Source organism: Pseudarthrobacter sp. fls2-241-R2A-168 (genome assembly GCF_030209335.1).
Classification (GTDB): Bacteria; Actinomycetota; Actinomycetes; order Actinomycetales; family Micrococcaceae; genus Arthrobacter.
The window spans coordinates 150,060-169,058 of the sequence record NZ_JARVSG010000004.1 but is presented as its reverse complement, the minus strand read 5'-3'; the positions used below and the strand labels follow the sequence as shown (position 1 = coordinate 169,058).

16 protein-coding genes and 1 pseudogene are annotated in these 18,999 nt (G+C 61.8%); 8 read left to right on the top strand and 9 right to left on the bottom strand.

Features of this window, described 5'->3' with window-relative positions:
- Window positions 1-435, bottom strand: a pseudogene (locus tag QRN11_RS02755) (ISL3 family transposase); the annotation flags it as partial.
- A 113-nt stretch (window positions 436-548) separates the two neighbouring features.
- A complete protein-coding gene (locus QRN11_RS02750; RefSeq protein ID WP_285249776.1) occupies window positions 549-1,580 on the bottom strand; it encodes a glycosyltransferase in 1,032 nt (343 codons plus the stop codon).
- Window positions 1,581-1,913: 333 nt separating this feature from the next.
- Here QRN11_RS02750 and QRN11_RS02745 point away from each other — a divergent pair, with 333 nt between their 5' ends.
- From QRN11_RS02745 to QRN11_RS02730, 4 genes are all read left to right on the top strand, one after another.
- Window positions 1,914-3,359, top strand: coding sequence for a sugar transferase (locus tag QRN11_RS02745; protein WP_502935002.1), 1,446 nt, complete (start codon window positions 1,914-1,916; stop codon window positions 3,357-3,359).
- 168 nt (window positions 3,360-3,527) lie between these two features.
- Window positions 3,528-5,312: a DUF4012 domain-containing protein gene (locus tag QRN11_RS02740; RefSeq protein ID WP_285249774.1), complete on the top strand. Its 1,785-nt coding sequence runs from the start codon at window positions 3,528-3,530 to the stop codon at window positions 5,310-5,312.
- Between the two features lie 183 nt (window positions 5,313-5,495).
- Window positions 5,496-6,110: an LPXTG cell wall anchor domain-containing protein gene (locus tag QRN11_RS02735; protein WP_285249773.1), complete on the top strand. Its 615-nt coding sequence runs from the start codon at window positions 5,496-5,498 to the stop codon at window positions 6,108-6,110.
- Between the two features lie 295 nt (window positions 6,111-6,405).
- Window positions 6,406-6,816 carry a VanZ family protein gene (locus QRN11_RS02730; protein WP_285249772.1) on the top strand — a complete coding sequence of 137 codons (411 nt, stop codon included), beginning with the start codon at window positions 6,406-6,408 and terminating at the stop codon, window positions 6,814-6,816.
- Between the two features lie 10 nt (window positions 6,817-6,826).
- Here QRN11_RS02730 and galU read toward each other — a convergent pair whose 3' ends face one another.
- Window positions 6,827-7,717 (bottom strand): UTP--glucose-1-phosphate uridylyltransferase GalU, encoded by an 891-nt coding sequence (gene galU, locus QRN11_RS02725; RefSeq protein WP_285249771.1) that lies wholly within the window; start codon window positions 7,715-7,717, stop codon window positions 6,827-6,829.
- 749 nt (window positions 7,718-8,466) lie between these two features.
- Here galU and QRN11_RS02720 point away from each other — a divergent pair.
- Window positions 8,467-9,168 carry a hypothetical protein gene (locus QRN11_RS02720; protein WP_285249770.1) on the top strand — a complete coding sequence of 234 codons (702 nt, stop codon included), beginning with the start codon at window positions 8,467-8,469 and terminating at the stop codon, window positions 9,166-9,168.
- A gap of 76 nt (window positions 9,169-9,244) precedes the next feature.
- Here the strand turns inward: QRN11_RS02720 and QRN11_RS02715 are convergent, their stop codons facing one another.
- The 4 genes from QRN11_RS02715 to QRN11_RS02700 all read right to left on the bottom strand — a co-directional run bounded on the left by QRN11_RS02715 (window position 9,245) and on the right by QRN11_RS02700 (window position 14,642).
- Window positions 9,245-10,156, bottom strand: coding sequence for an NAD(P)-dependent oxidoreductase (locus tag QRN11_RS02715; protein ID WP_285249769.1), 912 nt, complete (start codon window positions 10,154-10,156; stop codon window positions 9,245-9,247).
- 4 nt (window positions 10,157-10,160) lie between these two features.
- Window positions 10,161-12,080 (bottom strand): TRAP transporter large permease, encoded by a 1,920-nt coding sequence (locus QRN11_RS02710; protein ID WP_285249768.1) that lies wholly within the window; start codon window positions 12,078-12,080, stop codon window positions 10,161-10,163.
- A gap of 84 nt (window positions 12,081-12,164) precedes the next feature.
- Complete coding sequence (locus QRN11_RS02705) at window positions 12,165-13,199, bottom strand: DctP family TRAP transporter solute-binding subunit (RefSeq protein ID WP_091416689.1); 1,035 nt, start codon at window positions 13,197-13,199, stop codon at window positions 12,165-12,167.
- A gap of 90 nt (window positions 13,200-13,289) precedes the next feature.
- Window positions 13,290-14,642, bottom strand: a complete 1,353-nt coding sequence (locus tag QRN11_RS02700; protein WP_285249767.1) for an NAD(P)H-dependent oxidoreductase — start codon at window positions 14,640-14,642, stop codon at window positions 13,290-13,292.
- Between the two features lie 228 nt (window positions 14,643-14,870).
- Between QRN11_RS02700 and QRN11_RS02695 the strand changes: the two genes are divergently transcribed.
- Genes QRN11_RS02695 through QRN11_RS02685 form a run of 3 tightly spaced genes read left to right on the top strand, consistent with a single transcriptional unit; the run spans window position 14,871 to window position 16,740 of the window.
- Entirely contained in the window at window positions 14,871-15,905 is a 1,035-nt protein-coding gene (locus tag QRN11_RS02695) for a LacI family DNA-binding transcriptional regulator (RefSeq protein WP_285249766.1), read from the top strand.
- Window positions 15,906-15,916: 11 nt separating this feature from the next.
- A complete protein-coding gene (locus tag QRN11_RS02690) occupies window positions 15,917-16,228 on the top strand; it encodes a putative quinol monooxygenase (protein WP_142056995.1) in 312 nt (103 codons plus the stop codon).
- Window positions 16,228-16,740: a gluconokinase gene (locus QRN11_RS02685; RefSeq protein WP_285249765.1), complete on the top strand. Its 513-nt coding sequence runs from the start codon at window positions 16,228-16,230 to the stop codon at window positions 16,738-16,740. The genes QRN11_RS02690 and QRN11_RS02685 overlap by 1 nt, the downstream gene beginning before the upstream one ends.
- Before the next feature lie 134 nt (window positions 16,741-16,874).
- On the opposite strand, the gene QRN11_RS02680 is transcribed toward QRN11_RS02685, so the two are convergent.
- A complete protein-coding gene (locus QRN11_RS02680; RefSeq protein ID WP_285249764.1) occupies window positions 16,875-17,654 on the bottom strand; it encodes an enoyl-CoA hydratase/isomerase family protein in 780 nt (259 codons plus the stop codon).
- A gap of 101 nt (window positions 17,655-17,755) precedes the next feature.
- Window positions 17,756-18,997, bottom strand: a complete 1,242-nt coding sequence (gene paaE / locus QRN11_RS02675; RefSeq protein ID WP_091416705.1) for a 1,2-phenylacetyl-CoA epoxidase subunit PaaE — start codon at window positions 18,995-18,997, stop codon at window positions 17,756-17,758.
- Window positions 18,998-18,999 lie beyond the last annotated feature (2 nt).

Here is an 18,999-nt window from a genome sequence, read left to right as displayed (position 1 = left end):
TCATGCCGCTGTTCTGGCGGCACTGCGCAACAGGATACGCGTTTTGTAGTTGCGTGCGTTGGTGAATCCCCGGCCGGTCCTCTTTATGTGCTTTATCGCGGTGTTGTTAGCTTCCACTTTCGCGGTTGTCGCACCGGTGACAATGAGCACTTCGATCTCTTTCCACCACCGACAGACTGTGCGCCAGAGCCGGTTGGTTTCGGGCTGCGAGGCTTGAACCACCAGTGCCTGAAGCTGGTCTTTCGCGGCGGCCGCGTCGGCGAGGGACCCGGTGGCCAGCAGGGCTCGGAGCTGTTCCTTGACCAGCCAGGCCGCTTGCAGTTTTCCGGTGGCGTCGTCGGTACCGAACACGGTGCTAAGCCTTTCCCGTGCCCGGTCCGAGAGTGTGTCCCCGGCGCGCAGGAGCAGTCGACGGTTGGCCCAGACGGGGTCGATCTACGACCGGGATCACCCACTACCGCCTAAGGGTCCAGCAGGACATCCTCGGGCCCCCAGTGGAACAGACAGGCCGTCATGCCTGAATGGGAGGGGCCACGTTGCTTTATGGTTCAGCTGGAAAAAGCGTATACGCGGTCGAGCGTCTTACCTTGCTGCTGATCATTGCACTCTTTAAGCGCGTGTCGCACTGCCTCGTTGACGGTCCGTCTAAACTCCACGGAATAAAGCTCTGACCAAAATGCGAGAAGTTCATCGGGTTCAACAATACGTAATGGCATGTCGACTCCAGCAAAGGCAGGGATGTCCCTAACAACGATTGCCACTCCCACTAGGGCTGCTTCCAGAACTGCGATGGGAAATCCCTCCCACAGGGCTGAATGAATGTACACATCCATTTCGCCTAGACGCTTCAGAGTTTCCTCTCGGGGAAGCCATCCCGTGGTGGGGATATCTGCAGCGTGGAGCATTGCCTCTATTTCAGGATCCCCGCCTCCGATCCAAAGAGGATCAACCGAGTAGCCGTTCCCGCGTAAAAACTCGATGCACTCGAGAAAATATCCTGGATCCTTCTGTGCACCAAGTCGCCCTGCTCCTACAACTTTAAGTTTAGTCGAACCACTCGGTGGGGCTGGAGCAGGTTGGATGTCAACTGCTGGCACGTTAGTCAGGAGGACAGTCTTACTCGACGCCAGCGGCCATTGCGAAAGAGCCTGCTCCCTTTTGGAACAGGCAGCGAACGTCGTAGTGTTGAAAGCTAGGAGCCATTCTGCAACCCAATAGGCCCCCCTGTGTACGGCACTGACGTCGCGTCGCTCAAACCCGTAGCAATGGGGCGTGTAAACGATGGGATGCCTTACAGACTTGCGAATAGCTAGACGAGCGTATGCCCCGCCAAAACTTGAGTGTGCATGTATGGTCGCCTCCGGGTATCGCTGAATAATCCTGCGAATGCGAGCGATTCTACTGATGTGGCCGCTTCCCATCTCGACGACCTCCGCAAAATCACTCAACAGGGAATCGTTGATCGGCGCATCCGAACGAGCAGCGTAAATAAGAACGTGCTTCGCCTCAGGATAATTTCGACAGTAGTCCCCTATCGCGCTGGCCACGCCCCCACCGTAGCTTTCGGCGACATGGACCACGATCTGCTCGTTACCCTGCAATTGTTTGCCCCCCGGCTAGCAAATCTCCCGAAGCCTAATCAGGCTCAAGTTCAACAGTACCAACGTCTCTGGGACATCACTCCATCTTGCCGATGATCCTCGTCACCGAATGGCATCATGTCGTAATCATCCCGTTGACGCTGAGGATTTGCGGAGCGCGGCCACGATGCGCGACGATTGGCGCGTACTTTCAGGTCAAGCTGCTGAAGTGATGCGGGTTCGACGCGCTTGCGGTAGCTAGACGATGAGGGCAAGGGTGTTTGGACGGGGACCGAGCGCCGATTCAGCCTTTTCAACGGCCCCGGTGATGAAATGAGGGTCTACTTGCGTCAGGAATTGGATTGGCGCGTTCGATCATCCAGACTTTTGGGCCTGGTGGACGCCTGCGTCCTGACATGGGCGGTCCTAGGCGCATTCGTCCTTCGATTTGGAACCGAATCCGACCAAATCAACGGACATGACATGGCCTACGGCTGGGGGTCGGTACTTCTCATTGCCACTTGGTGGACAATGCTCGGCGCTTGGAATAGCCGGCAGAGCAGGGTATTGGGTTCTGGCTCAGATGAATACAAGCGTGTTGCCGCAGCCTCACTTTGGCTATTTGGCCTTATAGCCATTTTCTCGTACGTTTTCCGTATTGACACAGCCCGCGGTTATGTTGGGATTGCGCTTCCCGTCGGGCTCCTCGGCTTATTTCTGGCGCGTTGGCTAGTACGGCAGCATCTCAACGTGCAAAGAAATAGCGGCAACAGTATGAATCGGCTGATGTTGCTAGGCGGACCAGGTGCGGTTTCTCATCTTGAAAAGTCCTTAAATAGGTCTAAACAGGCGGGCTACCTTCCGGTAGCTGTATATACGCCCGGATCGGACTCCACGGCCTCGGTGAAGGCGGGCTCCGGACTCCCCGTACTGGGCACCAGCACTGACCCGAACCTGATTCTCGAAGCGATCGACCGGTGCAAAGCTGATGCGGTGGCCATCTCCGCGGGAGTTCAGTTGCATCCTCAGGTCCTCCGTCATTTGGGCTGGGAACTAGCTTCCAGAAACATCGGCTTGATCATGGCACCTGCCCTGACGGATATAGCAGGGCCACGAATACATACACAGCAAGTGGCCGGTCTTCCTCTAATTCACGTCACAACGCCCTCGCTCCAGGGTGGTCAGAGGGTAGCTAAGCGTCTCTTCGACATCATTGCGGCGGGTTTCCTCATTCTTGCGACCTCACCGCTGATGGCAATAGCAGCCATACTTGTGAAGCTTGACAGCAAAGGACCGGCACTTTTTAAACAGGACCGTGTGGGCATTGAAGGCAGGATCTTCAAAATGCTCAAATTCAGATCGATGACCGTCGATGCTGAGGAACGTCTCGCTGACTTGCAAGGGGTGAACGAGGGTAGCGGCGTGCTCTTCAAGATGAAACACGACCCTCGTGTTACCCGGGTTGGTCGGATTCTGCGAAAGTTTAGCATCGATGAGTTGCCACAGCTTTTTAACATTTTTAGCGGATCAATGAGCCTTGTCGGGCCTAGGCCGCCGTTGCCGAGAGAAGTCGCCGTTTACGAACGAGACGTCAGGCGGCGGCTTCTTGTGAAGCCCGGGCTTACGGGTCTATGGCAAGTCAGCGGCAGGTCCAACTTGTCGTGGCAGGATTCTGTACGCCTGGATTTGTACTACGTCGAGAACTGGTCGCTAACTGGGGACCTGCTCATCCTGCTTCGGACTATAAGAGTAGTGCTCAGGAGCACAGGAGCTTACTAAGACTTGATTACCTCTCACCTCGGCGTTTCAGCCTGTGTGAAGGCGGTCAGTAGATAACACCATGCGCGATAAGCATGTTGGGCAAATTGATGCGGCGGCCTAACCCGCCCGAGGCGGACAAAATTCCAGATAGGAAGTGAGCCGATGGCGCAGGGACGAGGCCGGAAAATGGTCGTTAAGGTCGTCAGTACAGCAGCATTGTTAATACTGCTTTCAACGGGCGCGGCTGCTTGGCTATACAGCAGAGCAGACGTAATAAGCGAAGAGCTGAAGTCAGCAGCGGACCTGATACCGCAACTGAAGACTGCAATCGCCGCAGATGACATCAAACGCGCGACATCTGCGGCTGACGAACTGAGAGCGCATACAGCCACCGCCAAAAGCGCTGCGAACGATCCTCTCTGGGTGCTCGCATCAGCAATCCCTGAATTCGGGGAAAACTTTGGTGCAGTCTCGGAGGTTGCCAGGTCGGCGGATGATGTTGCTGTGCTTGGAGTTGCCCCGCTCGTGGAGGTTTTCAAGTCCCTCGACTGGAAGAAGTTGGTTCCGGGAAATTCTGATGTGGACCTTGCAGGCATCCACGTGGCCGCACCGAGGATTGCATCAGCCGCGCACGCCGTTCGTGAATCTGCAAGCCGATTAGAGGCCATTTCCGTCGAGAACTTGCTTCCGCAGGTGTCGGAACCGCTCGTGAAGGCACGGGAGGAACTTGCCGGCATTTCGGTCCCGCTATCGGCCGCCGCTAACACCTCATCAATAGCCCCCGCCATGTTGGGAGGTGAAGGTGCTCGCAATTACTTGCTCATGGTTCAAAACAATGCGGAAACGCGCGCGTCGGGGGGAATTCCTGGAGCCTTAGCGGTCCTAACCTTTGATAATGGCAAGATGACCCTAGGCGCGCAGAGTAGCGCCACCATCCTTGGACCCATGGCTCCCGTCCTTCCGGTCGAAGAAGAACAAAAGCGGATATACACAGCTCGGCTCGGCAAGTACATGCAGGACGTCAACTTGACTCCGGATTTCCCTACAACCGCGGCTACTGCGCAAGCTATGTGGGAAGAAAAGACCGGACAACGTGTTGATGGGGTGATCTCCATCGACCCGCTGGTCCTGAGCTACATCCTTCAGACAACGGGACCGGTTGCAATTGGAGGTTCGGAACTTGCTGCAGTCGAGGCTTCGGGTCTTCCAACCGAGTTGACTGGAAGCAACGTTGTGCCGACCCTGCTTTCAGACGTTTATGCAAAAATTCACCAACCGAAATTGCAAGATGCCTACTTTGCGGCTGTGGCCCAGGAAGTGTTTGCTGCACTTTCCCATGGAAGAGGAGAAAGTCAGGGCCTCATAGCAGGGCTCACGCGCGGAGTAGAGGAGGGACGGGTGCTTCTTTGGTCGACGAGGGTCGATGAACAGTCGGTGATTGGCAAGTACACTCTGAGCGGTTCCATAGCAGGCCCTTCCGTCTCACCTGCAGAGTTCGGCGTCTACTTCAACGATGGGACGGGCGCCAAGATGGACTACTACGTGAAGCGCACTGTTAAGCTCATCAAGGAATGCCCGAGGGATGGCTACGAGCAGACGACGGTCCGTATCACAAGCACAAATACCGCACCCGGGGATGCGGCGACGTCGCTGTCTGAATACGTGACCGGAGGCGGCTTTTATGGTGTTCCTCCGGGATCAGTTCAAACCAACATCGTCGCCTACGGCCCGGTTCAGGCGAATGTCGAGTCTGCAAGGGCGGACGGGAAGCAAACGGAATTTGCGCCATACGTGCACTCAGAGCGTCCGGTTGGTGTCTTGGCCCAGCGCCTTGCGCCGGGTGAGACCAAGACCGTCGAATTCACTTTTGGGAAGATCGTTCAACACAGCGAACCTAACTTGGTTGTCACTCCTACGGTCCAATCTGTAAAAGACGTCACTCTGCCCAGCGAAAAGGCTGTTTGTGACTAGGGCCCGTGACAAGCGCGTTAACACTATGTAAACCGACTGGATTGAGATTGCCCGCAACGAACTGCAGGTGGTACCGTCTTTTTTGGGATATCTATCCGTAGTTCTGCACACGGTCTCGTGCGGAGGGGAAAACTCCCCAAAATCGGGTACATCAAAAACTTAAACGTCTCCGGGGGGACAAACATGAAGAAAACACTTGCAGCACTCGCACTGGCTGGATCCATCGCACTCGTCGGCTCAGCTCCGGCAATGGCAGCCACCTACCCAGCACTTCCGCCCCAGGCAGCCGTTTCTGACGGTGTTGTAGGCCCGGGTGAGACGTTTGTATTCCGTGGCCAGGGCTTCCTCGCCGGAGAACGGCTGATCATCCGTGTTACGCCGGGCCAGGCCCCTGCTTCCAACGGCGCCAACATTGCCGGTGGCCGGGCAGTAGCAGCACGCATCGCAGTTGTCGCAGAAGCACAGGAGCTGTCCGCTACTGCTGACGCTCAGGGTGCCGTCTCACTGCCGATCGCCATCAGTGAGGCCGGCACCTACTCCATCACGGCCACTGGCACCCAGTCCGGCGTGACCGTTGGCCCTGTCACGGTCACCGTGGCAGCTTCGCTCGCCAACACCGGCGGCTCGGTTTCCGGCACCACGGGCGGGGCTCCGCTTGCCAACACCGGCGGCCTGGCCAACACCGGTGCCGACTCCGGGCTGGTCCTGTGGACCCTGGTTGGCGCTGGGGCCCTGGCGGCCGGTGCAACCTCCGTAGTGGTGGTTCGCCGCCGCGCCAAGGCAGAGGCCGCTGCCTAACCGCAACGCTTTCCAGCACCAAAGAAGGTGGGTGCTTCTCCGATAATTCGGAGAAGCACCCACCTTTTGCTTTGTGTGGTATCTATTTGATCTATGGGGAGACATTGGCGCAAAGCACCACGGCAGCTCGACCTTTCCATTGCCTTCCCCCGCCCAGAGGTGCTGCGCTATGTGCTTCTTATCCTCCTAGCCGCGTCAGCCCTCGGGACGTCCGCTTTCGCCCTTCTACGGGCCTCCTGAGGGCCGCTTGAGGTTTCTCGAGAACTATCGCCTCTGGCGCACAGTACTGGTCGCCATGCTTATTCCCCTGGCGCTCGTTGCTTTTTGGCCATCGCCAGTTGATAAGCCTGTTTCAGGACAACTCACGGCGGTCCTGAATTTTCTCCACGGCCATGGCGTACCCGGCTGGTTCGATTACAAGTTTGTTGAAGCCTTCGCGAACGTTGTTCTTTTCGTGCCGGTCGGTTTTGTAAGTTCACTTGCATTCCGTGCCAAACGCTGGTGGCAAATTGGAGCCTTCGGATTGCTGATTTCCGGTTGTATAGAGCTTGGCCAGCTGCTCTTTCTTGAAAACCGCTTTGCAAGCCCGTCGGACATCGTGACAAATGCGTCAGGAGCGGTCATAGGCGCCCTCCTGGCCGCCTTTGTGGCCGAGACGCAGAAGAGGCCCGCTGCCCTGCGCCAACGGGCCCCCAAGAAGCCTTAGCACGTCAAGGCTAGCCGACGAAGCCCTTCATCCAAGTCTTCAGATCCTCGCCGAACTCGACGCGCTCGGAAGCCAGTGTGATGACGGCCTTGAGATAGCTCAGCTTGTCGCCGGTGTCGAAGCGACGTCCTTTGAAGACCACACCGTACACCCCTGAACCTTCACCCTCACCTGCGGCAAGCGTCTGCAGCGCGTCCGTCAGCTGGATCTCCCCGCCGCGGCCAGGCTCCGTCGTCTCAAGAATGCCGAACACGGACGGGTGCAGTACGTAGCGGCCGATCACAGCCAGGTTGGAGGGCGCCTCTCCCGTTGCAGGCTTCTCCACCAGGCTGTTGACGCGGACGTATTCCTCACCTTCCACCGCGGTGATATCCGCGCAGCCGTAAGCGCTGATCTGGGACGGATCTACCTCTATCAGGGCGATCACGGAGCCACCGGTCTTCTGCTGCACCTCCATCATGGTGGTGAGCAGGTCCTCGGCCTCGTCAATGAGGTCGTCACCCAGCAGCACGGCGAACGGCTCGTTGCCGACGTGCTGGCTGGCACACAGGACGGCGTGGCCCAGGCCCTTGGCCTCGCCCTGGCGGACGTAGTGAATGGGCCCCAGCTCCGACGCGTACTGCACGGATTCCAGGCGTTCCTTGTCGCCCTTAAGCTCCAATGCACGCTCCAGGCCTGGCTCGCGGTCAAAGTGGTCCTCAAGGGAGCGCTTGTTGCGCCCCGTGATCATCAGCAGGTCTGTGAGGCCGGACTTGACGGCTTCCTCGACGACGTACTGGATGGCCGGCCTGTCTACAACCGGCAACATTTCCTTCGGCATTGCCTTGGTGGCGGGCAGGAAGCGAGTCCCCAATCCGGCAGCAGGAATGACGGCTTTGGTTATTGCTTTCCCCGTAGTCATAGCTGAACCTTACAAATCAGGGGCAGGCAAAGGCAATTTTCCGCCACCGAACTGCGGCTCACGCTTCTTCGAAAATGCCCGGACCCCATCTCGCGGCCCCGGGCAAAGGCACCACCTATTCGCCCGGGTAAGTGCCGGAGTCCGGCGAGAACGTAGTCCCACCTTCATCCGTCACCAACTGGTCCGATTCGCTCAGGACCGCTGATGCGGAACAGTCATCGCACCGCCCAACAAATTGGTGGGGGCAGGCCGAGAGGTTGATGCCGTCCCCAGTGGATAATCTGGCTCGCATGGGATCCTGCCGTTCCTGAATCGTCCCCGGCTTGCCGGGCGACTCAATGTTCTTGCCACCACGATCATGGTGCCGGCGAAAGGCTGGATGAGAGCCTTGGTGCGAAAGCCCTCTCCTCGCCGGCACTCCCAGTAAACAGCCAAGCCAAGCGGGAAACACGAGTAACCCATACCCGTTCCTCCAGGCCGACCGTACTTCCCCATACTCAGGAGAGGTGCTACTACCCAAACCCCCTATGGTTTCGACGGGATCAACCCACCGGCAGTCACCGCCGGCTCCCCACGAGGTCGAGTTTCGCTCACCACCCGGCTGGGTTTCGACAAGCTCAACCACCGCAGAAAATTGGCGGTCCCTAGGCGAACTAAGCAGCTACGGGCTACTGATAGACGAGGCACGGTAACAGGCGTAATCTAGCGCTGGGCACGATAGACAGGTGCCCTGCAGTCGAAGGTGCCCGATGACTATCCGGGCACTGCGTTCAGGCCCACGCTGGGGCATACAAGAGGCCTATCAGGCCCTGGTCGACGACGCTGCCGGCCCGGGGCCGAACAATTCCATCTCTTTGTATGGAAGAACTGTTTTCTCTTCTAAGAAGCAAACAATGAAAATTCATGTCCGTCGATTGGTCATGCTCTTCGTAACCATGCTGTTCGTCTTCACAGCGGGATTGTCAGCGGCGCAGGCCGCGAGCCCGCACTTCAAGAGAGGCGGCGAACCCGTCTGTACCATCAGCCAAAGCGGGTCGACATCAAGTACCACCTGCCGAACTGTCCTGTCAGGCCTAGGCAATGAGGATCTTAAGGCAACTCTTACGGTCGGCGGTTTTGCCGTCTACACGTGTGAGAACAATGGTGGCCAGCAGGCCCCCGGGCAGAACAAGGTCCTCGAAGGTCCTGCTACTGCACCCACTTTTATTGACAGCGGTGCCATCAAGAACGGGAACCTGACCCTGGTAACCAACCCGACAGTCCTCACAGCACCCGCGACTGTAACAGGCGCGCAGGCCGGTTGCCCGAACAACAACTGGAAAGGCGTTAGCCCCAAACTCTCGGTGACCAGTATTACGCTCGTCATTGAGCAGCCTCCAGGAACGGAAATCTTCACCTGTTCCGCCTCCGATCCTGACGGACTGACGGGAAAGGTGGCGCTCAGCTGCTGACTCCTCGCGTGTAACCACCAAAAGCGCTGGCGGCACCACGGTGCCACCAGCGCTTTCTGCGCTTGCTACCTCTATCTCAGCGGGCGCGGATGGTGCGGTAAATTCCGGTGTGATCCAGGTCGCCGTCGCCTGCCGCCACCATATCTTCGAAGGCGTTTTGCACGCAGGCTGCGAGCGGGAGTTTCAGTCCCGTCTGTCCGGCGATTTCCATGATGAAGCCCAGGTCCTTGAGCTGGTTCTTTGCAGATCCGCCGCCGTCAAAGTCCTGTTCCACCCACCGCCGTCCCTTTTGCGCCAGGACCTCGGAGTTCGCCAAGCCACCCGCAAGAACCGCCTGGACCTTCTCCAGATCCAGGTTGCTGCCTGCCGCCAGGGCCATCGCCTCGGCCAGGGCGGTCACGGTGGCCGCCACCACGATCTGGTTGCATGCTTTCACGGTTGACCCGGCACCGGTCTCCCCGAACCGCACCACTGTTGAGCTGTAGAGCCCGAACAGCGGTGTCACCCGGTCCACGGCCTCCCTCGGGCCACCGGCCATGATGCTCAGCCGGGCTTCTTCAGCCCCGATAGTGCCGCCGCTCAAGGGGGCGTCCACCACCACCACGCCCCAGCTGCGCTGGCACCGGTCTGCGAAGTCGGCCACCGCCACGGGTGACACGGTCCCGTGGATCACCAGGATGGGGTGCTGTATTCCGGCAGTCCGCCAGCCTGCCAGCAGGCCGTCGTCGCCGTGGAGCAGGGCCTCCACCTGGGGCAGGTCGGGCAAAACGGTCAGGACGACGTCGCGCGCGGCCTCCGCCGGGGAGGCCGCCAGGGTGCCTCCTCCGATGGCCCGGGCCTTTTCCGGTGTCCGGTTCCACAGAGTCAGGGGAACTCCGTGCCTGAGGATGTTCCGTGCGATGGGGGCGCCCATCGGTCCGGTGCCCAGGAGGGCAACGGACGGATAGGTGCCGGGCAGCTGCTGCTGTTCCAGTCTGGGCGTCTGCACGGGCTTAGAAGGGGATGAGTCCGGCAAGGGCGGGCAGGAACGTGCTGAACCACGGGACGGCAGCGAGCACCAGCAGTCCGAGGAACACGGCGATCAGGTAGGGCCAGAAGTGTTTGAGGCTCCGTTCCACCGTTTCGTGCCCCGTGGCGCAGGCAACGTAGAAGCCGACGCCGGCGGGCGGGGCGAAGGAGCCGATGCCCATGGAGATGATCAGGACCATGGCGTACTGCACCGGGTTGACGCCGAAGTCGACGGCGATGGGCAGCAGCAGCGGCGCGAAGATCAGGACAGCAGGGAGGCCTTCGAGCAGCTGTCCCATGATCACCAGCAGGACGATGGTGAAGAGCATAAAGAGCAGCGGGGAATCGCCCAGTCCTGACATGAGGTCATGGATCTGCTGCGAGACGCCGGCAACGGCGAGGGTCTGGGCCAGGGGCGAGGCCGCGGCGATGATGAACAGCACCATGCCCGCCGTCGTGGTGGTTTCCCGCAGTGTGTCACCCAGCAGCTTCCTGCTGCCGCGCCGGTAGGCCGCGGCGAGGATGAACGCGTAGGCCACTGCCACCGAGGACACTTCGGTGGGGGTGGCGAAGCCGCTGAGGATGCCGACCACCATGCCCACCGGGAGCAGCAGGGTGGGGATGGCGAAGAACGTCGCTGTGCCGCGGGCCCGCCAGGTGGCCTTGGGGCTGGCGACGCCGCCCTGCTTCTTGGCCCGCAGGAAGACCAGCGCCATGACCACCAGGGCCAGGAAGGCCGCCGGAACGAAGCCGGCCAGGAAGAGCGTGGTGGTGGAGATGGTGGTGATGGAGCCGAGGATGAGCAGCACGATGCTGGGCGGAATGGTTTCGCCCATGATCGCGGAGGCGGACAGCACGGCCACCACTTCCCCGCGGGGGTACTTCCGCTCTTCGAGCATGCCGCGCATGGTGGTGCCCACTGCTGCGACGTCGGCCACCTTGGAACCGGAGATGCCGGAGAAGATGTACATGGTGACGACGACCACCTGGAGGAGTCCACCGCGGAGGTGTCCGATGAGGGCGTCCACGAGCCGGGCCAGTGGGAGGGTCAGTCCGGCCGAGTTCATCACGGTTCCGGCGAGGATGAAGAAGGGGATGGCCAGCAGGACGAAGCCTTTGGCCCCGGATGCCATACCGATGGGGATGGCGCTGATTTCAGAGATGCCGCCCAGGTACAGGTAGATTCCCGAGGCCAGGGCCAGGACGAAGGCGATGGGCAGGCCGAGGAACAGCAGGATGAACAAGACTGCCAGGACCACGGCGAGGAGGGCGTTGGGGGACGCGTAGTAGAACAGCGGCTGGGCCATGGCCACGAGGGCAAAGAGGACAGCGGTAATGCCTGCGGCCACCAGTACGGGCCGGCGTTCCTGGCGCCACAGTTTCAGCAGGGCGAACCAGGCGATGAGGACCATGCCGAGCGAGAAGGGCAGTGAGACCCAGAAGACGGGCAGCTGCAGGATGGGTGTCTTCTCCTCGAGCTGCTGGACCAGGGTAGGAACAAAGAGGGCGAAGGTGCCGGCGCTCATCACCAGGACGAGCCAGTCCACGAGGGCCGCCAGGTAGGGCTTCCAGGCCGCGGGGAGCCGCATGATGAGGGCCTGGACGGACATGTGCGCGCCCTTGGGGTACGCGATGGCGCCGCCGATGAAAGCGATGGTAAGGAGCGCGATTTCGGAGACTTCCTGCGTCCAAAGGACGGAGTCGCCGGTGATGACCCTGATCATGATGTTCAGCAGGATGACCACGAGCTCTGCGATGATGGCCGCACCCACCACACCTTCGAGGGCCTTATCGAACCACAGTGCGCCGCTCCAGCGCGGCGGGACGTGGTCGTGGTGGAGGATTTCTTCCGCGTCTGAGGGGATGACCTCCTCTAATTCCTCGGGAGTATTGATGTGTTTCATGTGTCTTCTTCCGGACTGTCGACGTTGAGAGTGGGATGCGGTGGGCGGGGTCCGGGGAGCGGTGGGCTCCCCGGACCGCGCGTGCTACTTGCTGGCGTTGAAGGCGACTGCCTGGTCGAAGAACTCTTTGCCGATCAGGTTTGAGAACTCCGGGTAGAGGCTCTTGGAGGCGGCCTTGAATTCCTCCAGGCCGGCGGCGCTGACCTCGTTGGCCTGCATGCCCTTGGCCTTCAGCTCGTCCAGCTGCTTCTTGGACTGCTCCTCGTCATAGCCGGTCTTGTACGTTGCCGTCTCCTCCGAGGCCTCGGTGACGGCCTTCTTCTGGTCCTCGGAGAGGCTGTCCCACTTCTTGGAGGACAGCGCCAGGACCCAGGCGTCGTTGATGTGGTTGGTCAGGGAGACGTACTTCTGGACCTCGGAGAACTTGTTGGTCCACGGTACTTCGATGGGGTTTTCCTGCCCGTCGATGGTGCCGGTCTGCAGGCCGGTGAAGACCTCGGAGAACGCCATGGTGGTGGGGCTGGCGCCGAGCTTGGTGAAGTAGTCAGTCCACAAGGTGTTGCCGGGGACGCGGATTTTCAGGCCCTTCAGGTCCGAAGGCTGCTGGATGGGCCGGACCGAGTTGGTGATTTCCCGGCCGGTGCGGGTCAGGAAGCTGAGCGCAACGGTGTCCTTTTCTTTGAGCTTGTCCTTCAGTTCCTTGCCGGGCTCACCGTTCAGGAAGGCTGCCTCCTCCTTGGTGTCCTTGAAGAGGTAGGGGATGCTGATGGCGTTCATCTCCGGCACCACCGACGCGTACACCGACGTCGAGAGGATCAAGGCGTCCAGGGACCCTCCCTGCAGACGCGTGACGGCGGCGTTCTGGTCGCCGCTGAAGCTTGTTCCGTTGGGAACCACAGTGACAGTCACGGAACCATTGGATGACTTCTTGACCTGGTCCGCAAAGTGCTGTGCGGAAACACCCACCGAGGAGGTGAGAGGGTCCGGGATAGAGAGCTGGATCTTGGCGGGCGGAGCGCCAGTCCCGCCGGCGGGAGCTCCGGAGGCGCAGCCGGCGAGGACTGAGGCTGCCAGGGTGCAGGCGAGCACCCCGGTGAGGGCGCGGGTCTTGGAATTCATGTGAAGCCTTTCTTCTTTGGAAGGAGTCTTGTTCCGGAGGCGTGAACGCTGTGAGGTCCATTGCCGCGCCCGGGGGCAGTGCGTGGACGGTTAGGCGGTGACTGCGGTTTCCGAGACCAGGGCTTCGGTTTCCCGGCGGAGCTCAAGGGCCTGTGCCAGGGAGTCATCCATGATCACATCGTCCCAGCCAACGATTCCGCCCTTAGGCACGTCGTTGCGCAGTTCCACGTGATGGGCCAAGGCCACCGGGAGCGCGCCTGTGGCCACCGAGTGCTTCGCGGAAACCAGCTGGCCCCAGACGGTGTATCCGCCTTCGCCGTCGAGGAATTCGCCGGCCTTGAGGTCCTTCTTGGCGGTGGCAACGACGTCGCCGAAGAACCCGATGGGCGCACCCGTGGCAACCCCGCGGAGGACCGCGTTGGCGATGGACATGTTCAGCTCCAGGCCCACGTAGTGGTACGGACGGTAGAGCGCCGCGTACTGGCCGGTGGGGTCCGGGTGCCAGGGGTACTCGTTGAAGCAGCCGGAGACGTAGTCGTTCGTGGCCTTGACCACCACGAACACGCCCTCCTGGGTGTTGTGGGGGATCCAGGTGCCGTCGCGCTTGACGCTGGACATGACCTCAACGCTGCCTTCGTGCGCGAGGACTCCCCCGACGTCGGCCGGGCGGCAGATCGTGGCGATCTCCTCGACGTCCCCGGGCGTGAAGGTCAGCCCGGAGTCAGAAGGCACCAGTCCGGCGCCGTTGGCCACGGCCGCCATTTCGATGGAGGCCTTGGTGCCGTCACGGAAGGAGGTGTGCATGTTGGGGTTCAGCTGCCCGGAGTCGGTCAGTTCCTTGGAGAACTCCCAGTTCTCCCACACGTTGTCCGGGTTCATCTCGTGGTAGTGCTCAAGGAATTTTGCACCCTTGCCGGCACAGACGACGTCGAACCCGCTGGTGCGTGCCCAGTCCACCAGTTCCATGATCAGTGCAGGCTGGTCGCCGTAGGCCATGGAGTAGACCACGCCTGCTGCTTCAGCGCGCCGGGCCAGGGCCGGGCCGGCCAGTGCGTCCGCCTCGACGGTGACCATGATGATGTGCTTTTTGGTGTCGATGGCGCGCAGTGCGTGCTTCACGCCGACGATCGGGTTGCCTGTTGCTTCGACAATGATGTCGATGTCCACATCGAACAGCTCATCTGCGTTGGCGATGATGGCCGTTGAGCGGTCCCGCAGCGCGGTGGCGATGTCCGGGGCGATCTGGTTCTTGGGCCATCCCACCAGGTCAAAGGCGCCTTCTGCACGCTTGACGTTGATGTCGGCGATTGCCACCACATGGATTCCGGGGATGTTGTTCGCCTGGGCCAGGTACATGGTGCCGTAGCGTCCGGCTCCAATGAGTCCTACCCGGATGGGGCGGCCGTCTTGCTCGCGGTCGCTCAGAAGCTTGTGAAGGTTCATGGGGATCTCTCTGCTTGCGTTCAGCGCGGAAGCATCCTCCACCGGTATTTGGCGGAGCAACTTCTTCGTCGCTAACTGGAATTCTCATCCGGAGTGGAACCGGTTCCACATTTGTACCAGTCGGTGTTAGGCTGTGTCAACAATCACTTCGCAGGGCCAAAAGTTCGCTGGCACGGCTGACTGGAGCAGATGCGTGGGCCGCCTACATGATGAGAAAGAGGAGGAAGAATGAAGAAGCCCCCAACAATTCGCGATGTCGCAGCGGCGGCGGGCGTTTCAGTCTCCGTCGTATCCCGGGTCCTGAACCCGGAGTCGGGGCCGGTAGCACCGGCGAAACGCGAAACGGTGCTGAGAGTCATCGAGGAACTCGCCTACCGGCCGCGTGCCGCCGCCCGTGAGTTGAGCGTGGGCAGCACGCCCACTGTGGGGCTGGTAGTGGCGGACCTCGCCAACCCGTTCTTTGCCCAACTTGCGGACCGCATCGTCTGGGAGGCCCGCAGCCACGGCGTGCAGGTGATGGTCATGACCACGCAGGAGGACCCCCACTTGGAGGCCGACTCCCTTGACACCCTCCTTGACCGTTCCGTGGCGGGAGTCATCGCCACGCCCACGGGCGCGAACGTTGAAAAGTGGGCCCGCCTCCAATCCATGGGCGTGGACGTGGTCTTCGTGGACCGCACCATCCCCGAACTGGGGAACGTCGACGTCGTAAGCATTGCCAACACAGACTCTGCCCGGCGCGCCACTGAATACATGCTCAGCCTGGGGCACAAGCGCATCGGCCTCATTTCCGGGCCCGTCACAACGTCAACGGGGCGGGCAAGGATCCAGGGCTACCAGGGCGCCCACGAGGCCCACTCTGTCACTATGGATCCCCAGCTGATACGCGATGTGCCGTTCCGGGGAGACGGCGGGGGTGACGCGGTGGGGTCCCTCCTGGGCCTTCCTGACCGTCCTACTGGCCTCATCGTGGCCAACACGGCCCAGGTGCAGAGCTCCGTCCGGCGCCTGATCCAGACGGGCGTGCAGATACCTGAGGATCTCTCGGTCATAGTCTTTGACGACAATCCATGGACCGAGCTGACAACGCCTCCGCTCAGCGTGATCAAGCAACCCATCGACATGCTCGCAGTCCATTCGCTTGAACTGGTGCTGGGACGCATGCAGGGCAAACTCCCTTCCACCCCGCGCGTCATCGAAGTCAACGCAGACTTTGTCCCGCGCAGCAGCTGCTCCCCGCTCCTCCTGACACCCAGCCGATAAGGAAACACATCATGACTGTTATTGTTACCGCCATCTTCACCCCCAAGGACGGGGCGTTCGACGACGTGGTGGCCGCCCTCTCCCCCGCCATCGCCGAAGTCCACGACGAGCCCGGCTGCGAGCTCTATGCAATCCATGAGGCACCCAACGGCCAGATCGTCATGATCGAAAAGTGGGAATCCGCGGAACTGCTGGACGCCCACGGCGCAGGGGAACCCGTCAAGCGCCTGAACGCCTCGCTCGAAGGCCTCCTGCAGGGGCCCGTTGAGGTCACCCGGCTCGCGCAGATCCCCGCAGGAACACCGCATCAGGGCACCCTCTGATGAAGCCGGTCATTGTTGTGATGGGTGTGTCCGGCGCAGGGAAATCGACAGTCGGGGCCGCGCTTGCCGAACGCCTGGGCGCGGCATTCGTCGACTCCGACTCGCTGCACCCGAAAGCGAATGTCGAGAAGATGGCCGCCGGAACGCCGCTGACGGACGAGGACCGGTGGCCCTGGCTGGATCTGGTGGGAGCCGAGCTGGCTTCAGCCCACGCTGACGGGATTGTTGTTGCCTGCTCCGCCCTGAAGCGCGCCTACCGGGACGCCATCAGGGCAAAAGCACCCTCGGCACTGTTCGTTCAACTCCAAGTGGAGCTTCCGCTCCTGCAAGAGCGTGTTGCCAAGCGGCCCGGACACTTTATGCCCGCTTCACTGCTGACTTCCCAGCTGGAAACGCTGGAGCCCCTGCAAGCAGACGAGGCAGGACTAACGGTGTCCACGCAGGAAGGAATCGAGGCGACGGCCGACGCGATCGTCTCGCAGCTTCGCGCCCCTGCGGCAGTCGCGTCCTGAAGCAGCGCTGCCTTGGGTCTCTAGGGTGGGTGGGGTGGCCGCCCTTCGGCTACCCCGCCTGCTTTGGTTTCGCTCCCCACCCGCACCCTCGCCTCGCAAGCTCGGCCAGGGAACCCTGCGTGCGTGGGCCCGGCTCAACCACCGAACTGCGGCTCGCGCTTCTCCTGGAACGCCCGGAACCCTTCGGCGTAGTCGTCGGTTTTGCAAAGCCGTGCCTGCTCGGTGTTCTCCTCGGCCATGGCTTCCCACAGGCCCAGGCGCTGGTCCCGGATGTGGGCCACCAGCTCCTTGCTGGCGGTGAAGGCACCGGTGGCGCCACGGGCCACCTTGGCCACGATGGCCCGGGTGGTCTCCAACAGCTCGTCGGCCGGCATGGCGCGGCTGAACAGCCCCTGCGCCACGGCCTCGGTGCCGCTGATCAGTTCGGCCGTGTAGATCAGGTCCAGCGTCCGGTGCATGCCCAGCCGCTCCGTGAAGTACCAGTGCCCGCCCGAATCCAGCGTGGCACCCAGCTTGGCGAACGGCGAGCCGAACTTCGCGTTCTCCGCCACGTACACCACGTCCGTGGCCAGGAGCAGCCCCAGCCCCACCCCCAGGCAGGCGCCGTGGGCCGCCGCGAATGTGGGAGCCGGGAACGCGCTCATCTTCTTCAGCAGCGGTTCCACCAGCCCGCCCAGGTACGCGGCGGCGTCGTCGCTCTCCGGCGTGACGTTCTGGATGTCGCGGCCGGCACAAAAGGCGCGGCCCTCTCCCCTCAGCAGCAGCGCCCGCACCTCACCACGTGAGGCGGCGGCAGCAGCGTCGTCGTACGCCTGGGACAACTCCGCCAGCGCCTGCTCATCCAGCGAGTTCAGCTTGTGCGGGGCGTCCAGGACGATCTCGGCGACGTTGTTGCTGATGGAGAGGGAAATCATGGGGCTCCTTGGTTCGTCCGTGTCCCCACCCGCACCCTAACCTCGCAAGCTCGGCCAGGGAACCCTGCGGGCGTGTACCCGGACTCAATTGTTAGTAGAAATTACACGTCGAAGTCGACGGTGACTTCCTTGCTGGTGGGGTGGCTCTGGCAGGTCAGGACGTAGCCCTTGTCCAGCTCATCCTGCTCCAGCGCGTAGTTTTCGTCCATGGTCACGCTGCCGGTGACCACCTTGGCCCGGCACGTTCCGCACACTCCCCCGGCGCACGCGAACGGCACATCCGGGCGGACCCGCAGCGCGGCGTTGAGGATGGACTCGCGGGCGTGGGTGGGGCTGGCCACCTCGCCCTGCAGGCCGTCCAGCTTGAACGTGATCTTGTACGTCTCCTTTGACTCGTCCACCACCACGGGCCGGCCCGCATGCCCCTCCGGCTTGTCCGGCTTGCCCGATGTAAACAGCTCGAACCGGATGTTCTCCGGCTTCACGCCGCGCTCGGCCAGGGTGTCCCGGCACAGCTGCACCAGCTCGAACGGCCCGCACAGGAACCACTCGTCCACATCGTCCGCGTGGATGGCGGTGCCCAGCAGCTGCTGGAGCTTCTCGGCGTCGATCCTGCCGCTGAGCAGCGGCGCGATCCGCTGCTCGCGGGACAGCACGTGGTGGATGGCCAGCCGCTGCGGGTACTTGTCCTTCAGGTCCGCCAGCTCCTCCAGGAACATCACGTCCATGGCGGCCTTGTTGGCGTAGATGAGATCGAACCGGCACTGCGGGTTGGCGGCCAGCAGCGTGCGGGCGATGGCGATCACCGGGGTGATCCCGCTGCCGGCGGCGATGGCCACAAAGTTCGCTTCCCCCTGCCCGGCGACGTCCCCGGCGAGCTCCTCCGGGTTGTTCATGGAGTTCATCCGGTTCTGCTCCACGGCCTGGCCGTCCTTGCCGTGCCTGGACACAAACGCGCCCATGGGGCTCATCACGTCCAGCGTGTCCCCGGCCTTCAGCTCGGCGTTGGCCCAGGTGGAGAACAGCCCGCCCAGGTCCTTCTTCACGGCCACGCGGATCTCGCTGCTGCCGTCCGCGAAGCTGCGCGGCTCGGCGCAGATGGAGTAGCTGCGGCGCACCTCGTGCAGTTCACCGGTCTCATCCGGGAGCTTGGTGCGCAGGGCAACGTACTGGCCGGGCAGGTAGTCGAACTGGCCGGCGAGCTCCTGGGGCACATGGAAGGCCACCTCGATGGCGTCCTCGGTGAGCCGGCGCACCTCCTTCACGGCGAGCGTGTGGAAGGACGGACGACGCCGGCCGGTGGCCTGCGCCGATTCGGCGGCGGTCTGGCGGACAACAGGCATGG

Coding starts and splice junctions, on each gene's coding strand:
- QRN11_RS02745 (WP_502935002.1), top strand. CDS start 1,914: ATGAGGGTCTACTTGCGTCAGGAATTGGATTGGCGCGTTCGATCATCC.
- QRN11_RS02740 (WP_285249774.1), top strand. CDS start 3,528: ATGGTCGTTAAGGTCGTCAGTACAGCAGCATTGTTAATACTGCTTTCA.
- QRN11_RS02735 (WP_285249773.1), top strand. CDS start 5,496: ATGAAGAAAACACTTGCAGCACTCGCACTGGCTGGATCCATCGCACTC.
- QRN11_RS02730 (WP_285249772.1), top strand. CDS start 6,406: ATGCTTATTCCCCTGGCGCTCGTTGCTTTTTGGCCATCGCCAGTTGAT.
- galU (WP_285249771.1), bottom strand. CDS start 7,717: ATGACTACGGGGAAAGCAATAACCAAAGCCGTCATTCCTGCTGCCGGA.
- QRN11_RS02720 (WP_285249770.1), top strand. CDS start 8,467: ATGACTATCCGGGCACTGCGTTCAGGCCCACGCTGGGGCATACAAGAG.
- QRN11_RS02710 (WP_285249768.1), bottom strand. CDS start 12,080: ATGAAACACATCAATACTCCCGAGGAATTAGAGGAGGTCATCCCCTCA.
- QRN11_RS02705 (WP_091416689.1), bottom strand. CDS start 13,199: ATGAATTCCAAGACCCGCGCCCTCACCGGGGTGCTCGCCTGCACCCTG.
- QRN11_RS02700 (WP_285249767.1), bottom strand. CDS start 14,642: ATGAACCTTCACAAGCTTCTGAGCGACCGCGAGCAAGACGGCCGCCCC.
- QRN11_RS02695 (WP_285249766.1), top strand. CDS start 14,871: ATGAAGAAGCCCCCAACAATTCGCGATGTCGCAGCGGCGGCGGGCGTT.
- QRN11_RS02690 (WP_142056995.1), top strand. CDS start 15,917: ATGACTGTTATTGTTACCGCCATCTTCACCCCCAAGGACGGGGCGTTC.
- QRN11_RS02685 (WP_285249765.1), top strand. CDS start 16,228: ATGAAGCCGGTCATTGTTGTGATGGGTGTGTCCGGCGCAGGGAAATCG.
- QRN11_RS02680 (WP_285249764.1), bottom strand. CDS start 17,654: ATGATTTCCCTCTCCATCAGCAACAACGTCGCCGAGATCGTCCTGGAC.
- paaE (WP_091416705.1), bottom strand. CDS start 18,997: ATGCCTGTTGTCCGCCAGACCGCCGCCGAATCGGCGCAGGCCACCGGC.